The following is an 18,226-nucleotide window of genomic DNA, read 5'->3' as shown; positions in this document are numbered from 1 at the left end:
CTTCGTTTAGGTTTCGGCTGTTGGGGGAAAGACTTTTTTGCAAAGGTCTCCGTCTGAAAACCAAATTTCAGACGGCCTAAATAATTAAATGCCCGTTCTACAATCATTTTTAAAAACTAGAATGGCACTCTTTGTCCTTGTTTATCTTTAAGATGCCATTGACCTGACGGTGTACAACCGCCACCACTACCGCCGACAGCATAATGATCACAATTCGGGTCAAGCCGTTTCCCTTGAGAATATGAGCCATTTATCAAACCGTTCCCATCAAAGAAACTGCATGCGCCGATAAAAGCTACACAAAACAGGACTAAAATTTTCTTAAACATTCACATTACCATTTTTTTGTGAAAGTAATACCAATCATAGAACTATGACTTTTGTTTTTTAATATAGTTCTTTAATTTTTGTTTTTTATGCAAATAATTAATAATGATATAAGATTGATTAGTAAGTTTTCTGCGTTTGAAAAAGGCCGTCTGAAACCAAATTTCAGACGGCCTTTACCGTGCAGCCTTATTCCGCTACATCAATGCACAAATATTTCAGTTCCAAATACTCATCCGCACCATATTTGCTGCCTTCACGTCCCAAACCGCTGCGTTTCACGCCGCCAAACGGTGCTACTTCATTACTGATTAAGCCCGTATTGAGGCCGACCATGCCGTATTCCAAGGCTTCGCCGACGCGCCATTGGCGGGCAGTGTCGGAGGTGAAAAGGTAAGCTGCCAAACCGTATTCCGTATTGTTCGCAGCCTCGATGACTTCGGCTTCGGTTTCAAAACGGAACACCGGACACAAAGGCCCGAAGGTTTCCTCGCGAGCTACCGCCATTTGCGCCGTAACGCCGCTTAAAACAGTCGGCTCAAAAAACGTTCCGCCCAACGCACTGCGTTTGCCGCCGGTCAGACAACTTGCGCCTTTAGCCAATGCGTCGGCGATGTGCTGCTCAACTTTCTCCACTGCTTTTTCCTCAATCAACGGTCCTTGGTTTACTCCATCCTCCAAGCCGTTGCCCAATTTGAGCGACGCCACTTTTTCACTTAATTTGCGGCAAAATTCGTCGTAAATGCCGGATTGGGCGTAAACGCGGTTGGTGCAGACGCAGGTCTGACCGCTGTTGCGGAACTTGCTGGACAGCGCGCCTTCGACGGCTTTGTCCAAATCGGCATCGTCAAACACGATAAACGGCGCGTTGCCGCCCAGTTCCAAACTCAGTTTTTTAATGTCTGCCGCGCTGTCAGCAAAAATTTTTGCACCGACTTCGGTCGAACCCGTAAAGCTGATTTTGCGCACGGTCGGATTCGTGGCAAATTCATGGCTGATTTCCGAAGCGCGGCCGCTGACGACGGGAAGCAAATCCTGCGGCACGCCAGCTTCGTAAGCCAGTAGCGCCAGCGCATACGCGCTCAGAGGAGTGAGCGATGCGGGTTTGACAATCATCGCGCAGCCCACCGCCAAAGCAGGCGCAGCCTTGCGCGCAATCATCGCAGATGGGAAGTTCCACGGCGTAATCGCGGCGGTAACGCCGATGGGCTGTTTCAACACGACCAGTTTTTGCGACGCCTTCACGCTTGTCAGCACATCGCCGTCAATCCGCCGCGCCTCTTCGGCAAACCAGCGCACAAACGAAGCCGCATAATCCATCTCGCCGCGAGCTTCGGTCAGGCTTTTGCCCTGTTCCATCGTCATGATGTGCGCCAGCTCTTCTTTGTTTTCTTTTATCAGAAAATACCAACGCCACAAAACATCGGCACGCTCCAACGCAGTTTTTGCCGCCCATAGTTTTTGTGCGGCCTCCGCCTTTTGAATCAGCAACTTGAGGTCGTCTGAATGGGTCGTGCGAACAAACGCCAAAGTCTCGCCCGTCGCCGGATTGCCAACTTTGAGGCCGTCTGAAATCGGGGAAAAGGAAATATCGGGGTGGTTGAGCAGTTGGGAAAAGGTTTTCATGGGAAACGACCTTTCTAAAACCGAGGATATACATTCATTATCATATTCATACCATGAAAGCGCAACTGAATCGCAAAATAAGCTGACTGTAAAGGCCGTCTGAATTCTTACAGACGGCCTTTGCTTTAGCGACATCATATCCATCTTAATAACGAATGAAATACAATTATTAATACTCTACCTCAAAAGGATAGGACACATGTATTACAACTATTTGCTATAATACAAAACTCATTTCAACCTTCATCCAAAATTCCATTTTCAGACGGCCTTGTCTGTTTATAAGGCCGTCTGAAATGTTTTCCGTCCATCCTCTTCTTCCGAGCCATGATTCCATCTGATTTCATTGACGAGCTTTTGTCCAAAGTCGATATTGTCGATATTATCGACGAGCAGGTTCCGCTGAAAAAAGGCGGGGCGAACTATATGGCCTGTTGTCCATTTCACAAGGAAAAGACGCCGTCGTTTTCGGTCAGCCCGACCAAGCAGTTTTACCATTGCTTCAGTTGCGGGGCGCATGGTTCGGCAATTGGTTTTGTGATGGAACATCAGGGACTGTCGTTTCCGGAGGCGGTACAGTTTCTTGCCGACCGTGTGGGCATGACGGTGCCTAAAGTTCGCGGGCAGAAAGACAACCCCGAAATCCGTGCCGAACGTAAGAAAAAACAGCAGACTTTGGAAGAAACAACGGCTGCGGCAGCGGATTTTTATGCGCAACAGTTGAAATTCAATCCGGCAGCGAAGGCTTATTTAGACAAACGCGGCTTGAGTGCGGAAGTCATCGCGCATTATGGTTTAGGCTATGCGCCTGACGGTTGGCAGCCTTTGGCGCAAGTGTTCCAACCCTATCCTAATACTGCGTTGGTGGATACGGGCATGGTCATCGACAATGAAGGCAAACATTACGACCGCTTTCGCCATCGGATTATGTTCCCTATCCGTAATCCGCGTGGGCAGGTCATCGGCTTTGGCGGCCGCGTATTGGACGACTCGAAACCCAAATACCTGAACTCTCCCGATACTCCTTTGTTTGATAAAGGGAAAAACCTTTACGGACTATATGAAGGGCGTGCTGCCGTAAAAGAGGCTGGACGGATTTTGGTGGTCGAAGGCTACATGGACGTGGTCGCATTGGCTCAGTTCGGCGTCGGCTACGGCGTAGCGGCTTTAGGTACGGCAACCACGGCGGAACACGTCAAAATCCTGATGCGTCAGGCCGACAGTATTTATTTTTGTTTTGATGGCGACAGCGCGGGACGTAAAGCGGCTTGGCGCGCGCTGGAAAATGCGTTACCACAATTAAAAGACGATAAATCGCTGCATTTTTTATTCTTACCCGAAGAACACGACCCAGACAGCTACATCCGCGCCTATGGCAAGACGCAATTTGAAGATGCCTTGTTAAACCAAAGCAAGCCCCTATCCGAATACTTTTGGGAACATCTTTCAGACGGCCTCAACCTCAATACGCAAGAAGGCAAAGCAGAATTGGTCAAAACCAGTTCTCCGCTTTTGGCTCAGATTACCGCGCCGGCATTGGGCTATCTTCTGAAACAAAAACTCAGCGAGCTGGTGGGTATTGACCCGGACAACCTTGCCCAGTTACTCGGACAAGAAGCACCAAAGCGGCACGTCAAACAAAAAAGTTACAAACTGCCGCCTATTTCTGTCAAACAGCCAACCATGCTGACACTGGTTCAAAGACAGATACGTAGCCTCTTGATAAATCCGGCTTGGGCTTCATATATAGACCTGCCCGATTATCTGGCTTTAAGCGGCGACTTTGCCTGCCTTGCCAATTTGGCCGAAACCATCAAGAATCACAATACGACTCCTGCAACTGCACAAGTGCTTGAATATATGCGCGGTTCGCCCTATGAGGAAACCGTCAATCAAATCTTTTTATCGACCCTTCATTCTGAAGAAATGGAAGGGGATAACGAAGAAGATTGCGAAAGTTTCCAAATCGGCATGAAAAAGTTGTTAAATGAATTAAAATACAGTCAAATCGAAACTTTAAAGCAAAAAAGTATTCAAACTGGTTTGACCGAAAATGAAAAAAGACTATTGCTGTCGCTTTTGACGGCAAAGCAAAACTAACCCCTCAGGCCGTCTGAACAATCTAAATACACGCTGCGAAACATGACACGCAGAACACTCCATCTGTAATATTTTCAGACGGCCTCAGAGTATTAAAGTGAAATCTGATTTCACAACAAAAAGCTCTGCTCCGCCTTCAGGTACGGCCACATCACCGTAAACCGTCGGTATCCTATCAACCTAGAGAGCAATCCATGTCTAAAAATCAAAACTACGAAGAATACCAAGACCAAGACGACAACCGTCCCTTGAGTATCGAAGAGCAGCGCGCGCGTCTGCGCCAACTCATTATCATGGGTAAAGAACGCGGCTACATCACTTATTCCGAAATTAACGACGCCCTGCCCGACGATATGTCTGATGCCGAGCAAATCGACAACATCGTCAGCATGATTTCCGGCTTGGGCATCCAAGTAACCGAGCAAGCCCCTGATGCTGAAGACATCCTCTTGAGCGACAACGCCGCCGCCATGACCGATGACGATGCCGTTGAAGAAGCCGAAGCAGCACTCTCCAGCGCAGATTCAGAATTCGGCCGCACTACCGACCCTGTGCGCATGTATATGCGTGAAATGGGGCAAGTCGATCTGTTGACGCGCGAAGACGAAATCATCATCGCCAAAAAAATCGAAAATGCACTGAAAAACATGGTGCAGGCAATCTCAGCCTGCCCAGGCTCGATTGCTGAAATTCTGGCTTTGATCGAGCAAGTCCGCAACGATGAAATCCGTGTGGATGAAGTCGTTGAAGCCATCATCGACCCTAACGAAGTCTTATTGAACGAATTGGGCTTGGGTCATTTGGAAAATGCCAAACCAGATAGCGAAGAAGGCGAAACCGATAGCGATGATGAAGATGGCGACGATGAAGATGAAGACGGTTCAGGTAGCGACTCTGAAGCCATATCAGCCGCCCATTTGGCCGAACTGAAACAAAAAGTTTTGGAACACTTCGCCTTTATCGAGAGCGAATACGGCAAAATGATCAAGCAGTTGGAAAAACACGGCAGCCAACATGCCAACTACCTGAAACACCGCGATGCCATTGCCAACAAACTGTTGGAAGTCCGTTTTGCCACACGTCAAATCGAAAACCTGAGCAGCAACCTGCGCAGCCGCGTTGAAAACATCCGCAAACTCGAACGTGAAACCCGCGACATCTGTATCGACCGCGTCCGCATGGAACGCGACTACTTCATCAAAAACTTCCTGCCCGCCATTACTGATTTGAAATGGGTAGAAGAAGAAGTAGCCAAAGGCCGTGTATGGGCAAATGCGTTGGATCGTTTCCGCCACGCCATCCTCGAAAAACAAACCGAGCTGGCAAATATGGAAGCCGAAACCCGCATTTCCATCGAAGAGTTGAAAGAAATCAACAAAAACATGGTGTTGAGCGAAAAAGAAACCTCAGCAGCCAAACAGGAAATGATTCAGGCCAACTTGCGTTTGGTTATTTCCATTGCCAAAAAATACACCAACCGCGGCTTGCAGTTCCTTGATTTGATTCAAGAAGGCAATATCGGCCTGATGAAAGCGGTGGACAAATTCGAATACCGCCGCGGCTACAAGTTCTCAACTTACGCCACATGGTGGATTCGTCAAGCAATTACCCGTTCCATTGCTGACCAAGCACGTACCATCCGTATTCCGGTTCACATGATTGAAACCATCAACAAAATGAACCGTATCTCGCGCCAATACCTGCAAGAAACCGGTGAAGAGCCTGATTCTGCCAAACTGGCCGAGCTGATGGAAATGCCGGAAGACAAAATCCGCAAAATCATGAAAATCGCCAAAGAGCCGATTTCCATGGAAACACCGATTGGCGATGACGATGATTCGCACTTGGGCGATTTCATCGAGGATGCCAACAACGTTGCGCCGGCAGAAGCTGCGATGTACACCAGCCTGCACGAAGTAACCAAAGAAATCCTCGAGAGCCTGACACCGCGCGAAGCCAAAGTTTTGCGTATGCGTTTCGGTATCGATATGAATACCGACCACACTTTGGAAGAAGTCGGCAAACAATTTGACGTAACCCGTGAACGTATCCGTCAAATCGAAGCCAAAGCCCTGCGCAAGCTGCGCCACCCAACCCGCAGCGACCGCCTCCGCAGCTTCCTCGACAGCGAAGAAAACAAATCGTAAAAACAAACCGCAGGTTGAAAGACCTGCGGTTTTTTATTGGAATACGAAAAGGCCGTCTGAAAAACCAAATCTCAAAAGATTCAATGGTTTCAGACGGCCTTAAATTTATTTTGATAATTTATTCAGCCTCAGTGGTTTTCTTTTTCGGACGACGACGGCGACGTTTGAGTTTTCCATCAGTTGATCCACTTTGTTTCTGACGTTTGTGATCATTGGCCGCAGTCATTTGCTGACGGGTTTCCTCATCGGCATGTTGGAAAGTTGTCCACCAAGAAGCCATCTCTTTATCAACCTCGCCAACCTCGCTACGCAAAATCAGGAAATCATAAGCGGCTCGGAAACGGGCTTGTGATAGCAGGCGATACGGGCGTGCACCGCGCATATTGTCGAATTGCGGCTGAAATTGCCAGATTTCACGCATGGTTGCAGAAAATCGTTGTGGCACGCCCCAACCCTTCTCTACCGTATCACGCATAGTGTTCATCGCATCCATCAATGCAGGGACAGGTTTTTGTCCATGGTTCAGATTTCGTTGCCACATAGCATTTAGTGTCGGCCACAATACCGCCGCCAATACGAAACCAACGGAAACGGACTTATCCGCACGGATACGTTCGTCGGTATTTTTCAACGCCAACATAATCATACATTTATTGGCCGCTTCAGCAGTTTTCAAGGCATCTAAAAGCGGATGGATGCCTTCGGGAATGCCCAACTCGTTCAACCGTTTCAAACAGGCACGGGAATAACCAGAAAACAGGATTTTCAGAATTTCGTCAAAAAGACGGGCCACAGGCTCATTTTTCAGACGGCCTGCATATTCGGTAATCGGCAAAGCCGTTTGCTCTTCCACTTCAAAGCCCAACTTGCCCGATAAACGTACAGCGCGAAGAATACGGACAGGATCTTCCTGATAGCGTTCGGCAGGATCGCCTATCATCACCAATTTTTTATCGGCAACATCAGCCACGCCCTGATGGAAATCCCAAATCTCCTCTTTAATTGGGTCGTAATACAGCGCATTACAGGTAAAGTCGCGACGCATGGCATCTTCTTCAATGCTGCCGTAAGTATTGTCCTTCATAATTCGGCCTTGCGCATTTTGCTGAACCTTATCGCCACCGCGGAACGTCGTCACTTCAATGGTTTCTGGACCAATCATCACATGAACGATTTGGAAACGGCGGCCGATAATGCGGCTGCGGCGGAATACTTTGCGGATTTGCTCCGGCGTGGCATCTGTTGCAATATCAAAGTCTTTGGGCTCGACCCCGAGCAACAAATCCCGAACGGCACCGCCTACAACATAAGCCTGAAAACCGGCTTCATGCAGACGTTTGGCAATTTTCTCCGCAGCAAAGCTCAACATATCCGCGCGGATACCGTGTTGCTCAATCGGGATAATTTCCTTTTCGGGTAACGATTTGACGTGTTTTTTAGGCAACACTTTATGTAGCCATTTTTTTAACATAAGCAGCTCTTTTCACAATAAAAAAGGCCGTCTGAAACTTGTCTGGCTTAAGCCTTTGCACAATATTCTGCCGCAGAAGGGGCAAAACATTGAGCAAAGGCTTCAGACGGCCTAAAAAAGACGTGCCATTATACCTTATGGAAGTTCGATTAATTAGCGTATTGGCAAAAAATATCGGCTATAATGTCGGTCTGACAACGATTCAGGCAGAACATCATGTACCACTACAAATCCGAAGCTACCCAATTCCTCGACAAACTCATGGAAGACAATCCCGAAATGGAAGCGCAACGCCTCGAAAACCGCCATTTGCTGTGGGATGTTACCCTCAATCCGACAGAGCAGGCCGAATTTGAAGCGGCCAAAGTCAACAAAAAAACCTATACCTACTATCAAGACTAATCCCGTATCGGCATGACAACCAACACGCACAATACCGATCCGGCATTACAACATTACCTCAACAGCATCGGTCAATCCGAACATCCCGTTTTGACCGCATTGCGCGAGCGTACCCAATCACATCGTCTGGGAAAGATGGCCATCGCCCGAGAGCAGGCAACCATGTTGGTGTGGTTGGCCAAATTGTTGAATGCCAAAAAATATTTGGAAGTTGGCGTCTTTACCGGTTACAGCAGCACCGCCATGGCGCTTTCCCTCCCCGAAGACGGCAAAATCACGGCTTGCGACATTAATGTAACCTTTACCGATATTGCCCGCGAAACATGGCAGGCAGCAAACGTAGCGCATAAAATCTCGCTTCATCTGCAACCGGCTTTGCTGACTTTGGACGATTTGATTGCGCAAGGCGAATCAGAAAGCTACGACTTGGCACTTATCGATGCCGACAAACCGCCTACGCCGCAATATTTTGAACGCTGTTTGAAACTGGTACGGAGTGGCGGCGTGATTGCCATCGACAATATCTTGTTGGGAGGACGCGTCATGAATGAAGCTGCCGAAAATGATCCGCCCAGCTTGGATATCCTGCGCCATTTCAACCAAAATCTGCCGCACGATACACGCATTATTCCCATTACCCTGCCTGTCGGCGACGGTTTGACATTGCTACTAAAAAAATAAAACGACACAATCCGATGAAAACATTATCACATTCCCTGTTTCTTTTGCCGCTTACTCTATTAGCCGCATCATGCGCCGTTTCCCATCCTCCCCAACCTGCCGACAATCCCAACTTCGTTCTGCCGGATATTCCGCGTGAGCCTTTGCATGAAAAAAGTATTCCCTATCCGCGTTTGGACGCACAAACCCAGATTGACCACTTAGGTATACAAATTGCCCGACTGGAACGCACGGTTGAAGAATTAAATCAACGCTTGCACACATTGGAACAACAACGAACCATCAAACGTCCGACTACTTCGGCTTCCAACCCCAAAGCCCAGCGATTGGACGACCGCAAGCTGAAAATGAATTATTTGGCCAATGGTGGCAGAGTGCCGTCTGAAACAGACTCAGCTTCGCAAAACGAACTGCGCCTTTATAATCAGGCGCAAAAATACTATCAGCGCAACAACTTCTCTGCCGCAGTGGCCATTTTGAAAGAAGCAGACGGAGGCAACGGCAGCGAAATTGCCCGCCGCAATATGTACCTGCTTCTACAAAGCCAACAACGTCTGGGCAACTGTGAATCCGTTATCGAAATCGGCAACCGCTATGCCAACCGATTCCGCAACAGCCCGCAAGCTCCTGATGCCATGTACAGCATCGGCCAGTGCCAATACAAACTGCAACAAAAAGACATCGCCCGCAGCACATGGCGCAAACTGATACAAAGCTTCCCCAACAGCGAAGCGGCAAAACGCGCTTCTATCAGCCTTAAACAAAGATAAACGTTCAGACGGCCTTGTCATCTCCAAGGCCGTCTGAATATTTTTTACCCTTAATCCATTCAAGCAAAAGGAACCCCTCATGATCCAAGTCGGCATTATTATGGGCAGCAACAGCGATTGGCCGGTGATGCAGCAGGCAGCACAATTTCTCAAAGAATTCGGCGTTGAATACGAAGCGCGTGTCGTCTCTGCACACCGTACGCCTGATTTGATGTTTGAATACGCCGAAACCGCACGCGAACGCGGCATCAAAGCCATCATTGCCGGCGCAGGCGGCGCAGCGCATTTACCGGGCATGGTCGCTGCCAAAACCACGGTTCCCGTCTTGGGCGTTCCCGTTCCTAGCAAATATCTGCGTGGCGAAGACTCCCTGCTTTCGATTGTGCAAATGCCTAAAGGTGTTCCTGTTGCCACATTTGCCATTGGCGAAGCCGGTGCGGCCAATGCAGCGCTATTTGCCATTTCACTTTTGGCCAACGAAAGTCCTGAGTTGGCTGAAAAACTGGCGGCCTTCCGTGCCAAACAAGAACAAACCGTCCTAGCCATGGAATTGCCCGAAGCATAAGGAACTAAGGCCGTCTGAAAGCTGTAAAGGGAAACTTTGATTTCGTTTTATGATTGTTCAGACGACCTTTTTTCTTTTATCAAATTAAATTAATGCCATGAAAACCCTAGCATTCGTCCTACTCTCCACCCTGCTTTGCGCCTGCCAAAGTCCAAGCACTTCTGCTCAATCAACTGCCACCCCATCTCAACAACAAGCCCAAGATACAACCGGCAATCTGATTATCTTCTATAATGCCCAAACCGGTTCTGCACCATTGCTAAAAGCAGTGAAAACCTCCGGCGCAACTTTGGTTTACGAATACAAAAACCTGCACGGCATTGCTATCCGTCCATCTTCCAAGACCAGTATTGAAGATGCCATTGCCTATTTCAAAAAAGTAAACGGCGTATTGTCTGTCGAACAAGACCGACTGCTTAAACTTCAATAAACAAACTATTTTTAACCAAATAAAAAAGGCCGTCTGAAACGCATCACTACGATTTCAGACGGCCTTTACTTTTTCAATAAATCAAATCATACCGCTGCCTTGTGCTTTAGGCTTGGCTTGACCAAATTCCAATTTGCTCAGTGCAGACAGATAAGCCTTGGCAGTCGCCACCAACACGTCGGTATCTGCACCTTGACCGTTGACCACACGATCGCCACGTTGCAGGCGGACAGAAGTTTCGCCTTGGCTTTCTGTGCCTTGCGTCACCGCGTTGACAGAGTAGATCTGCAAGGTTGCGCCACTTTGAGCCACGCTTTCAATGGCTTTAAAGATCGCGTCAACAGGGCCGGAACCGGTAGCGGTAGCGTGTTTTTCTTCGCCGCGAATACTGAACACGATATTGGCACGAGGCTCTTCACCGGTTTCAGTGCTGATTTTTTGAGAGATGAATTTGTAGCTTTCAGCATTCAGGCTGCCCATTTCATCAGACACCAAAGCGTGCAAGTCTTCATCAAAGATTTCGCGTTTCTTATCCGCCAGCTCTTTGAAGCGTGCAAATGCCGCATTCAACGCCTCTTCGCTTTCCAATTCGATACCCAAATCTGCCAGCTTGGTTTTGAAAGCATTACGGCCGGACAATTTGCCCAAAGTCAGGCGGTTGGTTGACCAGCCGACTGATTCGGCAGTCATGATTTCATAGGTTTCAGGGTGTTTCAACACGCCGTCTTGGTGGATGCCTGATTCGTGCGCAAAGGCGTTTGCGCCGACTACTGCTTTGTTTGGCTGAATCGGATAGCCCGTGATAGTAGATACCAGTTTGGAAACCGGCACGATTTGCGTGGTATCGATGCCGGTTTCCAAGCCAAACAAATCATGACGCACTTTCAACGCCATCACGATTTCTTCAAGGCTGGCATTGCCTGCGCGTTCTCCCAAACCGTTGATGGTACATTCCACCTGACGCACACCTGCCTGAACAGCAGCTAATGAGTTAGCAACCGCCATACCCAAGTCATTATGGCAGTGGGTCGACCAAACTACTTTGTCGCCATTGGGAACGCTTTTGATGATGTTGCTGATACGCTCGTACCATACGGAAGGGATGGAGTAGCCGACAGTATCGGGAATGTTGATAGTAGTCGCCCCCGCTTCGATAACCGCCGTAAAGATTTTGGCAAGGAAGTCCAAATCCGAACGCACTGCGTCTTCGGCAGAAAATTCCACATCGTCAGTGTATTCTTTGGCAATTTTCACCGCTTTGACCGCCGCATCGATGACCTGCTGCGGCTTCATTTTCAGTTTGTGTTCCATGTGGATCGGGCTGGTAGCGATAAAAGTGTGAATACGTTTATTCGGAGCGGGGGAAACAGCTTCGCCTGCTTTGCGCACATCGTTTTCAACGGCACGCGCCAATGAGCAAACTGTAGATTTGGTAATGATTTTGGCAATCGCATTAACCGATTCAAAATCGCCCGGACTGGCTGCTGCAAAACCTGCCTCAATCACATCGACACCCATCTTTTCCAACTGGCGGGCAATACGGATTTTCTCCTCTTTGGTCATGGATGCACCGGGCGACTGCTCGCCATCGCGCATGGTAGTGTCAAAAATAATTACACGATTGGTCTGTGTCATTTCTGTTCTCTCCAGAGATTCGTTTTTTTGTAAAAAAGCATTCAAATCAAGCGGTCTGCCTTGCGCTTCCGCCAAAGCGGTCAGTTTTTGCAACTGAGCCAAAGGCAGGGAACCGCGTGTACGCCATTTGTAGATAGCCGCTGTGGTCGCAGCATTTTCCGGATCGTGCTGTTTCAGGGCTTCGGCCAGCGCGTTTACGCCGCCAAAATAGGCAACCAAACGGTCAATGTCTAATTGCATGATGTTCCTTGTCCAAATCTGATTAAGATTATTGTGTTCTGGTTTTGCATTATACTCATTTTAGACAAAACGACAATCTATTTTTATCAAAATATTAGTACAAATCTTAAAATCTGAGAAATTTTTATACATTTTGTCTAATTTATACTATTAAAAGCTCCTCTCAAACCGAACATATCCTAAATATAGTAAACTAATCCCCTATTTCCCCGATTTGAAACACATTATGCCCCACACCATCCCTACCAACCGCTCCGACATCGAATGGCGTAACGAAAGCACACAAAAGCCGCCCAAGCAGGCGGTTTACATACAAGAAGCAGGTGCAACAGAAATTCTAAAAAATGCCCACGCGCAAACTGCAACTGTTTGGACTGGCGATTTTCACAATGCCAAGCAAGTCTTGGCCGCAATGAAAAAACGTATCCGCAGGCCGTCTGAAAAAAAGAAAGACGCGCCTGCCGATATTCAGACGGCCTTTCACGCCCACCGTATGAAACAGGCTCAGCAAAGCCGTTTGCTCAATATGCTTGCCGTTGAAATCCAACCGAATTTTCAACTGGACAATGCACGCTCACCTGACATCTACGCCGCCCTATGCGATGTTTACGACACACCAAACGACAAACCGTTTCTCTTACCGCTAAATCAACTGCTAGGCTTTATCGGTGCGCACGAATGGCACAAAAAAGGTATAGACATTCCGCAGCTAGACGGAAAAATCCATGTTCCTTTCGGCGTATTCTCTCCACTGCGTGGCGAATATTTGGATTTAATCGCCCAAGCACCACTCGCTCCCAATATTCAGACGGCCTTTGACATCGGCACCGGCTCAGGTGTTATTGCCGCAATTTTGGCCAAGCGAGGCATACCCGACATCATTGCCACAGACACCAACCCCAAAGCAATTGCCTGCGCCACAGCAAACCTCGAACGCCTAGGCTTGGATAAAGCCGTCAACATCCAATCGATTGATTTATTTCCAGAAAGTTGCGCCAACCTTATCGTCTGCAATCCGCCTTGGTTGCCAGCAAAACCTACCTCCGCTATTGAGACCGCCCTTTACGACCCCAATAATGCCATGCTGACTGCGTTCCTCAACGGCGTACGTCATCACTTAAATCCAAACGGCGAAGTCTGGCTGATTATTTCCGACTTGGCAGAACACTTGCATTTGCGCGATAAAGACTTTCTAAACCTATGCTTTCAGACGGCCTCACTCAATGCAGTCGATATTTTGAAAACCAAACCGCAACACAAAAAAGCAATAGATGAATCCGATCCTTTAGCGTTTGCCAGAAACAAGGAAACCACTTATCTATACCGTTTGAAAGCGATATAAAATCAAGGCCGTCTGAACATTCAGACGGCCTTAAAGCATTTCCATAAAAGAAAACGGCATATCCGTAAAGATATGCCGTTGATGGGAGCAGGGACTGCTATATTTGGCAGTGGTTTGTGTTTTAGTCCTCTTGCGCCGCTGTTTGCAGGTAGTTTGGCAAACCAACTTTGCCAATCAATTCCTGCTGAGTTTCAAGCCAGTCGATGTGTTCTTCGTTGATGTCTTTTTGTTTTTCCAACAAATCACGGCTGACGTAGTCTTGTTGTTCTTCTGCAAGAGCGATGGCTGCAACCAGAGCATCATGTTTTTCATACTCTTTTTTCAGATCGCAGGCAATGATTTCTTCGGTAGATTCACCGATCAACAGTTTACCCAACTCTTGCAGATTAGGCAGGCCTTCCAAGAACAAAATACGCTCGATCAAATCGTCTGCGGATTTCATTTCGCGGATGGATTGTTTGAAGAAGTGTTCGCCCAATTCTTCAAAGCCCCAGTTTTTCAAAATGCGGGCATGCAGGAAGTATTGGTTGATGGTAACCAAGAGCAAGCCCAAGTTTTTATTCAATTCGCGGATAACTAAGCGATCGCCTTTCATTTTCAGCTCCTTATACGTTATACGCTAGACTACAGTTGGCTTTGGTAGTAGTTGCCTTCGCCGACCAATTCGATCAGACGCAGTTGTTGTTCCAACCAGTGAGCGTGATCTTCTTCAGTGTCTTTCAGTTGGGCAACCATCAAATCGCGGGTAACATAGTCTTGAGCTTCTTCGCACAATTTGATGCCTTTTTTCAGCGCATCGCGTACTTCGTATTCAGTGTTCAAGTCTGCTTTCAGGCAGGAAATTACGTCGGTACCGATGTTCAGCTCGGCACGGGTCATTTTAGGAGTACCGCCCAACATCAGGATACGACGGATGAAGTCTTCGGCGTGAGTGGTTTCTTCTTCCATCTCGTGGTTCAAACGTTCGAACAGTTTGGTGTAACCCCATTCAGAGTACATGCGAGAGTGGATAAAATATTGGTCGCGAGCAGCCAACTCACCAGACAATAATTCGTTCATGTAATCAATAACTGCTTGGTTGCCTTGCATAATTCTTTCTCTTTCTTTTAAAAGTTGACGATCACGAAATGAAGATTCGTGTGTTGTTACGGAATGAGGTAATTGTATGCATAAGTAGCACTTTTGACAAATTTTCTATTTAAAATACAAACAATTATCAAAAAATTTAACCCGCCTAAAAGGCCATCTGAAAAATTAATTACCTGTTTTTAATAACATTTTTTTGACATTAGTATTAAGAATCTATTGTATTACTCAAAAACATTTACATTCGTTAACCATAAATAAAAGCAAATAATCCAACAAAATCAATCAAATTTAATTATGAATTATTCTCAACTGCTTTTGCCTCATTTTTTTGAATCTTCTACTCCGTCAACACTTAGGAATCGTGCTATAATTGCCAGTTATCTTTTTTTTAAGCACCTAGCTGAAACACATAAATCATCATGAAACAAATCCGCAATATTGCCATCATCGCCCACGTCGACCATGGCAAAACCACATTAGTTGACCAATTGCTGCGTCAGTCCGGTACATTCCGTTCCAACCAGCAAGTAGAAGAGCGCGTAATGGACAGCAACGATCTTGAAAAAGAGCGCGGCATTACCATTCTCGCTAAAAATACTGCCATCGAATACGAAGGCTACCACATCAACATCGTAGATACCCCGGGACACGCCGATTTTGGTGGCGAAGTGGAACGTGTATTGGGCATGGTTGACTGCGTCGTACTGTTGGTTGACGCACAAGAAGGCCCTATGCCGCAAACCCGTTTCGTGACCAAAAAAGCCTTGGCTTTGGGTCTGAAACCTATCGTTGTCATCAACAAAATCGACAAACCGTCTGCCCGTCCAAGCTGGGTTATCGACCAAACATTCGAATTGTTCGACAACTTGGGCGCAACCGACGAACAATTGGACTTCCCTATCGTCTATGCTTCAGGTCTGTCCGGCTTTGCCAAATTGGATGAAAACGACGAGAGCAGCGACATGCGCCCTCTGTTCGAGACCATTTTGAAACACACGCCTCCTCCAAGCGGCAACGCAGACGCAACGTTGCAACTTCAAATTTCCCAACTGGACTACGACAACTACACCGGCCGCCTTGGTATCGGCCGCATCCTGAACGGTCGCATCAAACCCGGCCAAGTCGTTGCCGTTATGAATCATGAAGAACAAGTTGCCCAGGGCCGTATCAACCAACTGTTAGGTTTCCAAGGCTTGGAACGCGTACCTTTGGAAGAAGCTGAAGCCGGCGACATCGTGATTATTTCCGGTATCGAAGACATCGGTATCGGCGTAACCATTACCGACAAAGACAATCCTAAAGGCTTGCCTATGTTGAGCGTGGACGAACCGACCCTGACCATGGACTTTATGGTTAACACTTCTCCTTTGGCCGGTACTGAAGGCAAATTCGTAACTTCCCGCCAAATCCGCGACCGTCTGCAAAAAGAATTGCTGACCAACGTTGCCCTGCGTGTTGAAGATACTGCCGACGCTGATGTATTCCGCGTTTCCGGCCGTGGCGAATTGCACCTGACCATTTTGTTGGAAAACATGCGCCGCGAAGGCTTTGAATTGGCAGTCGGCAAACCGCGCGTGGTATTCCGTGAAATCAATGGCCAAAAATGCGAGCCTTACGAAAACCTGACCGTGGACGTACCGGATGAAAACCAAGGCGCCGTTATGGAAGAGCTTGGCCGTCGCCGTGGCGAATTGACCAATATGGAAAGTGACGGCAATGGCCGTACCCGTCTGGAGTACCACATTCCTGCCCGCGGCCTGATCGGTTTCCAAGGCGAGTTCCTGACCCTGACCCGTGGTACCGGCTTGATGAGCCACGTATTCGACGACTACGCACCGGTTAAACCTGATATGCCCGGCCGACACAACGGCGTATTGGTTTCTCAAGAGCAAGGTGAAGCCGTTGCTTACGCCCTGTGGAACTTGGAAGACCGCGGCCGTATGTTCGTTTCTCCAAACGACAAAGTCTACGAAGGCATGATTATCGGTATTCACAGCCGCGACAACGACTTGGTGGTAAACCCTCTGAAAGGTAAAAAACTGACCAACGTCCGTGCCAGCGGTACAGATGAAGCCGTGCGCCTAACTACGCCTATCAAATTGACTTTGGAAGGCGCAGTTGAGTTCATCGACGATGACGAACTGGTTGAAATTACGCCACAATCCATCCGCCTGCGTAAACGCTACCTGAGCGAATTGGAACGTCGCCGTCATTTCAAAAAACTGGACTAATTCTGTTTGATTGATATGTTTTAAAATTAAGGCCGTCTGAAAAGTGTTTTGGAAATCTTAGATTTCATTTTTACACTTTCAGACGGCCTTTTATCATCTGTTCAAATAAAGTAAATCGGTATTTCTTCCGCTTGTACTGCCGCTTCATCAGTACGATCATTCTTACGATATTGCCCCGGCGATATCCCATATTGCTTTTTGAATGCCTTGCCGAAATGCGTTTCCGATTGAAAACCGACCGAGAGCGCAACCGATAAAACCGAATCCGCCGTCTGTTTCAACAATAATGCCCCCTGCTGCAAGCGGATACTGTTAACAAAGGCATGAGGGCTTGTTCCCGTCTGCTGCTTAAATACCCGCATCAACTGGGCGCGAGATAAGTTGGCTATCGCGGTCATTTTCTCGATATTCCATTCCTCTTCCGGCTTATCCACTACTGCCTGAAGCAGATTCCGTAGGCGTTTGTCCTGCCAACCATTCAGCAAACCGCTTAATTGCGCTTCCCCATTTTTCTCCAGGCTGGCTCGAAGTAGAAATACCAGTAACACCGAAGCCAACGCGTTCACAACCGCTACCGAGCCAGACAAAGCCTGACTGCTCTCATATTGCAACAATGCCACCAAATACTGCAAAGAAGGATGGTTAATATTTAGTAAAACCGTATCAGGCAGCCCTGCCATAATATCCGCCTGCGCTTCATATTCAAATCGCGCGCAGAAAAGATGCAAAGCCGCATCGCCTCCTGCATGACTCTGCTTGACTTTAAATGCGCCTTTTTCACTCGTCAGCACGTTGACGCCGAGATTTTCACAACTACTATCGCTGCTCAAAGTATGCCCTACGCTGCGCGGAAAAAAAATGACATCCCCCGCACTCAGTAGCCTGGCCTCTTGCTCCCCATCAATTCGGATATAACCCGAACCGGCAGTTACGATATGTACCAAACCATTCGTACGCTTGGGCTCATGCCGCACATACCACTCCCCCCGAAAAAGACATTGAACATCCACGCTGCCTTTTACCTGCGCCAATTCGACCAACCTATCCAAAATATCCATAGTGTTTTTTACCAATAAATGAGATGTTTTGACGATTTCATTCTTCCAATTATTGCAATAATACACACACCAAACATAAACGGATAGGATTTTTTATCTTATCCACTTACAT

15 protein-coding genes are annotated in these 18,226 nt (G+C 47.7%); 9 read left to right on the top strand and 6 right to left on the bottom strand.

The genetic code is table 11. The features are described 5' to 3' along the window. Positions 1–516: 516 nt before the first annotated feature. On the bottom strand, positions 517–1,953 hold the full coding sequence (locus O3660_RS06650; RefSeq protein WP_049351649.1) for an NAD-dependent succinate-semialdehyde dehydrogenase: 1,437 nt from the start codon (positions 1,951–1,953) through the stop codon (positions 517–519). A gap of 327 nt (positions 1,954–2,280) precedes the next feature. Between O3660_RS06650 and dnaG the strand changes: the two genes are divergently transcribed. Then, positions 2,281–4,053, top strand: a complete 1,773-nt coding sequence (dnaG, locus tag O3660_RS06645; RefSeq protein WP_371464707.1) for a DNA primase — start codon at positions 2,281–2,283, stop codon at positions 4,051–4,053. Between the two features lie 194 nt (positions 4,054–4,247). After that, on the top strand, positions 4,248–6,200 hold the full coding sequence (gene rpoD / locus O3660_RS06640; RefSeq protein ID WP_049351651.1) for an RNA polymerase sigma factor RpoD: 1,953 nt from the start codon (positions 4,248–4,250) through the stop codon (positions 6,198–6,200). A 118-nt stretch (positions 6,201–6,318) separates the two neighbouring features. Here rpoD and O3660_RS06635 read toward each other — a convergent pair whose 3' ends face one another. Further along, complete coding sequence (locus O3660_RS06635) at positions 6,319–7,671, bottom strand: polynucleotide adenylyltransferase PcnB (RefSeq protein WP_049351652.1); 1,353 nt, start codon at positions 7,669–7,671, stop codon at positions 6,319–6,321. A 216-nt stretch (positions 7,672–7,887) separates the two neighbouring features. Between O3660_RS06635 and O3660_RS06630 the strand changes: the two genes are divergently transcribed. The 5 genes from O3660_RS06630 (at position 7,888) to O3660_RS06610 (ending at position 10,519) form a co-directional block, all read left to right on the top strand. Next, entirely contained in the window at positions 7,888–8,073 is a 186-nt protein-coding gene (locus tag O3660_RS06630; RefSeq protein WP_049351653.1) for a DUF3460 family protein, read from the top strand. 12 nt (positions 8,074–8,085) lie between these two features. Beyond that, positions 8,086–8,754, top strand: a complete 669-nt coding sequence (locus O3660_RS06625) for an O-methyltransferase (protein WP_049351654.1) — start codon at positions 8,086–8,088, stop codon at positions 8,752–8,754. A gap of 14 nt (positions 8,755–8,768) precedes the next feature. Beyond that, positions 8,769–9,524, top strand: coding sequence for a tetratricopeptide repeat protein (locus tag O3660_RS06620; protein ID WP_049351655.1), 756 nt, complete (start codon positions 8,769–8,771; stop codon positions 9,522–9,524). A gap of 79 nt (positions 9,525–9,603) precedes the next feature. After that, on the top strand, positions 9,604–10,089 hold the full coding sequence (gene purE, locus O3660_RS06615; protein WP_371464706.1) for a 5-(carboxyamino)imidazole ribonucleotide mutase: 486 nt from the start codon (positions 9,604–9,606) through the stop codon (positions 10,087–10,089). A gap of 97 nt (positions 10,090–10,186) precedes the next feature. Continuing rightward, the gene (locus O3660_RS06610; protein ID WP_371464705.1) at positions 10,187–10,519 is read left to right on the top strand and encodes a hypothetical protein; all 333 of its coding nucleotides are present in this window, start codon (positions 10,187–10,189) and stop codon (positions 10,517–10,519) included. Between the two features lie 81 nt (positions 10,520–10,600). Here the strand turns inward: O3660_RS06610 and O3660_RS06605 are convergent, their stop codons facing one another. Continuing rightward, positions 10,601–12,394 (bottom strand): 2-isopropylmalate synthase, encoded by a 1,794-nt coding sequence (locus O3660_RS06605; RefSeq protein WP_003686450.1) that lies wholly within the window; start codon positions 12,392–12,394, stop codon positions 10,601–10,603. A gap of 226 nt (positions 12,395–12,620) precedes the next feature. On the opposite strand from O3660_RS06605, the gene O3660_RS06600 reads away from it, so the two are divergent. Further along, positions 12,621–13,736, top strand: a complete 1,116-nt coding sequence (locus tag O3660_RS06600; protein ID WP_049351658.1) for a class I SAM-dependent methyltransferase — start codon at positions 12,621–12,623, stop codon at positions 13,734–13,736. 121 nt (positions 13,737–13,857) lie between these two features. Here O3660_RS06600 and bfr (O3660_RS06595) read toward each other — a convergent pair whose 3' ends face one another. Together bfr (O3660_RS06595) and bfr (O3660_RS06590) are read right to left on the bottom strand one after the other, a co-directional pair. Continuing rightward, positions 13,858–14,331, bottom strand: a complete 474-nt coding sequence (gene bfr, locus O3660_RS06595) for a bacterioferritin (protein ID WP_003686403.1) — start codon at positions 14,329–14,331, stop codon at positions 13,858–13,860. A gap of 29 nt (positions 14,332–14,360) precedes the next feature. Beyond that, positions 14,361–14,825, bottom strand: a complete 465-nt coding sequence (gene bfr, locus O3660_RS06590) for a bacterioferritin (protein WP_003686357.1) — start codon at positions 14,823–14,825, stop codon at positions 14,361–14,363. Between the two features lie 419 nt (positions 14,826–15,244). Between bfr (O3660_RS06590) and typA the strand changes: the two genes are divergently transcribed. Beyond that, on the top strand, positions 15,245–17,056 hold the full coding sequence (gene typA, locus O3660_RS06585; RefSeq protein ID WP_049329418.1) for a translational GTPase TypA: 1,812 nt from the start codon (positions 15,245–15,247) through the stop codon (positions 17,054–17,056). A gap of 101 nt (positions 17,057–17,157) precedes the next feature. Here typA and O3660_RS06580 read toward each other — a convergent pair whose 3' ends face one another. After that, positions 17,158–18,114 carry an AraC family transcriptional regulator gene (locus O3660_RS06580; RefSeq protein WP_049351659.1) on the bottom strand — a complete coding sequence of 319 codons (957 nt, stop codon included), beginning with the start codon at positions 18,112–18,114 and terminating at the stop codon, positions 17,158–17,160. Positions 18,115–18,226 lie beyond the last annotated feature (112 nt).

The sequence above is a fragment of the Neisseria sp. 27098_8_139 genome, assembly GCF_041433195.1.
GTDB classification, from domain to species: Bacteria; Pseudomonadota; Gammaproteobacteria; order Burkholderiales; family Neisseriaceae; genus Neisseria; species Neisseria subflava.
The sequence above is the reverse complement of the archived record's forward strand: the minus strand, read 5'-3'. Positions and strand labels throughout refer to the sequence as shown.

Excerpts from the sequence above, each read along its gene's own strand:
- O3660_RS06650 (WP_049351649.1), bottom strand. The coding sequence starts at position 1,953 with ATGAAAACCTTTTCCCAACTGCTCAACCACCCCGATATTTCCTTTTCC.
- dnaG (WP_371464707.1), top strand. The coding sequence starts at position 2,281 with ATGATTCCATCTGATTTCATTGACGAGCTTTTGTCCAAAGTCGATATT.
- rpoD (WP_049351651.1), top strand. The coding sequence starts at position 4,248 with ATGTCTAAAAATCAAAACTACGAAGAATACCAAGACCAAGACGACAAC.
- O3660_RS06635 (WP_049351652.1), bottom strand. The coding sequence starts at position 7,671 with ATGTTAAAAAAATGGCTACATAAAGTGTTGCCTAAAAAACACGTCAAA.
- O3660_RS06630 (WP_049351653.1), top strand. The coding sequence starts at position 7,888 with ATGTACCACTACAAATCCGAAGCTACCCAATTCCTCGACAAACTCATG.
- O3660_RS06625 (WP_049351654.1), top strand. The coding sequence starts at position 8,086 with ATGACAACCAACACGCACAATACCGATCCGGCATTACAACATTACCTC.
- O3660_RS06620 (WP_049351655.1), top strand. The coding sequence starts at position 8,769 with ATGAAAACATTATCACATTCCCTGTTTCTTTTGCCGCTTACTCTATTA.
- purE (WP_371464706.1), top strand. The coding sequence starts at position 9,604 with ATGATCCAAGTCGGCATTATTATGGGCAGCAACAGCGATTGGCCGGTG.
- O3660_RS06610 (WP_371464705.1), top strand. The coding sequence starts at position 10,187 with ATGAAAACCCTAGCATTCGTCCTACTCTCCACCCTGCTTTGCGCCTGC.
- O3660_RS06605 (WP_003686450.1), bottom strand. The coding sequence starts at position 12,394 with ATGCAATTAGACATTGACCGTTTGGTTGCCTATTTTGGCGGCGTAAAC.
- O3660_RS06600 (WP_049351658.1), top strand. The coding sequence starts at position 12,621 with ATGCCCCACACCATCCCTACCAACCGCTCCGACATCGAATGGCGTAAC.
- bfr (WP_003686403.1), bottom strand. The coding sequence starts at position 14,331 with ATGAAAGGCGATCGCTTAGTTATCCGCGAATTGAATAAAAACTTGGGC.
- bfr (WP_003686357.1), bottom strand. The coding sequence starts at position 14,825 with ATGCAAGGCAACCAAGCAGTTATTGATTACATGAACGAATTATTGTCT.
- typA (WP_049329418.1), top strand. The coding sequence starts at position 15,245 with ATGAAACAAATCCGCAATATTGCCATCATCGCCCACGTCGACCATGGC.
- O3660_RS06580 (WP_049351659.1), bottom strand. The coding sequence starts at position 18,114 with ATGGATATTTTGGATAGGTTGGTCGAATTGGCGCAGGTAAAAGGCAGC.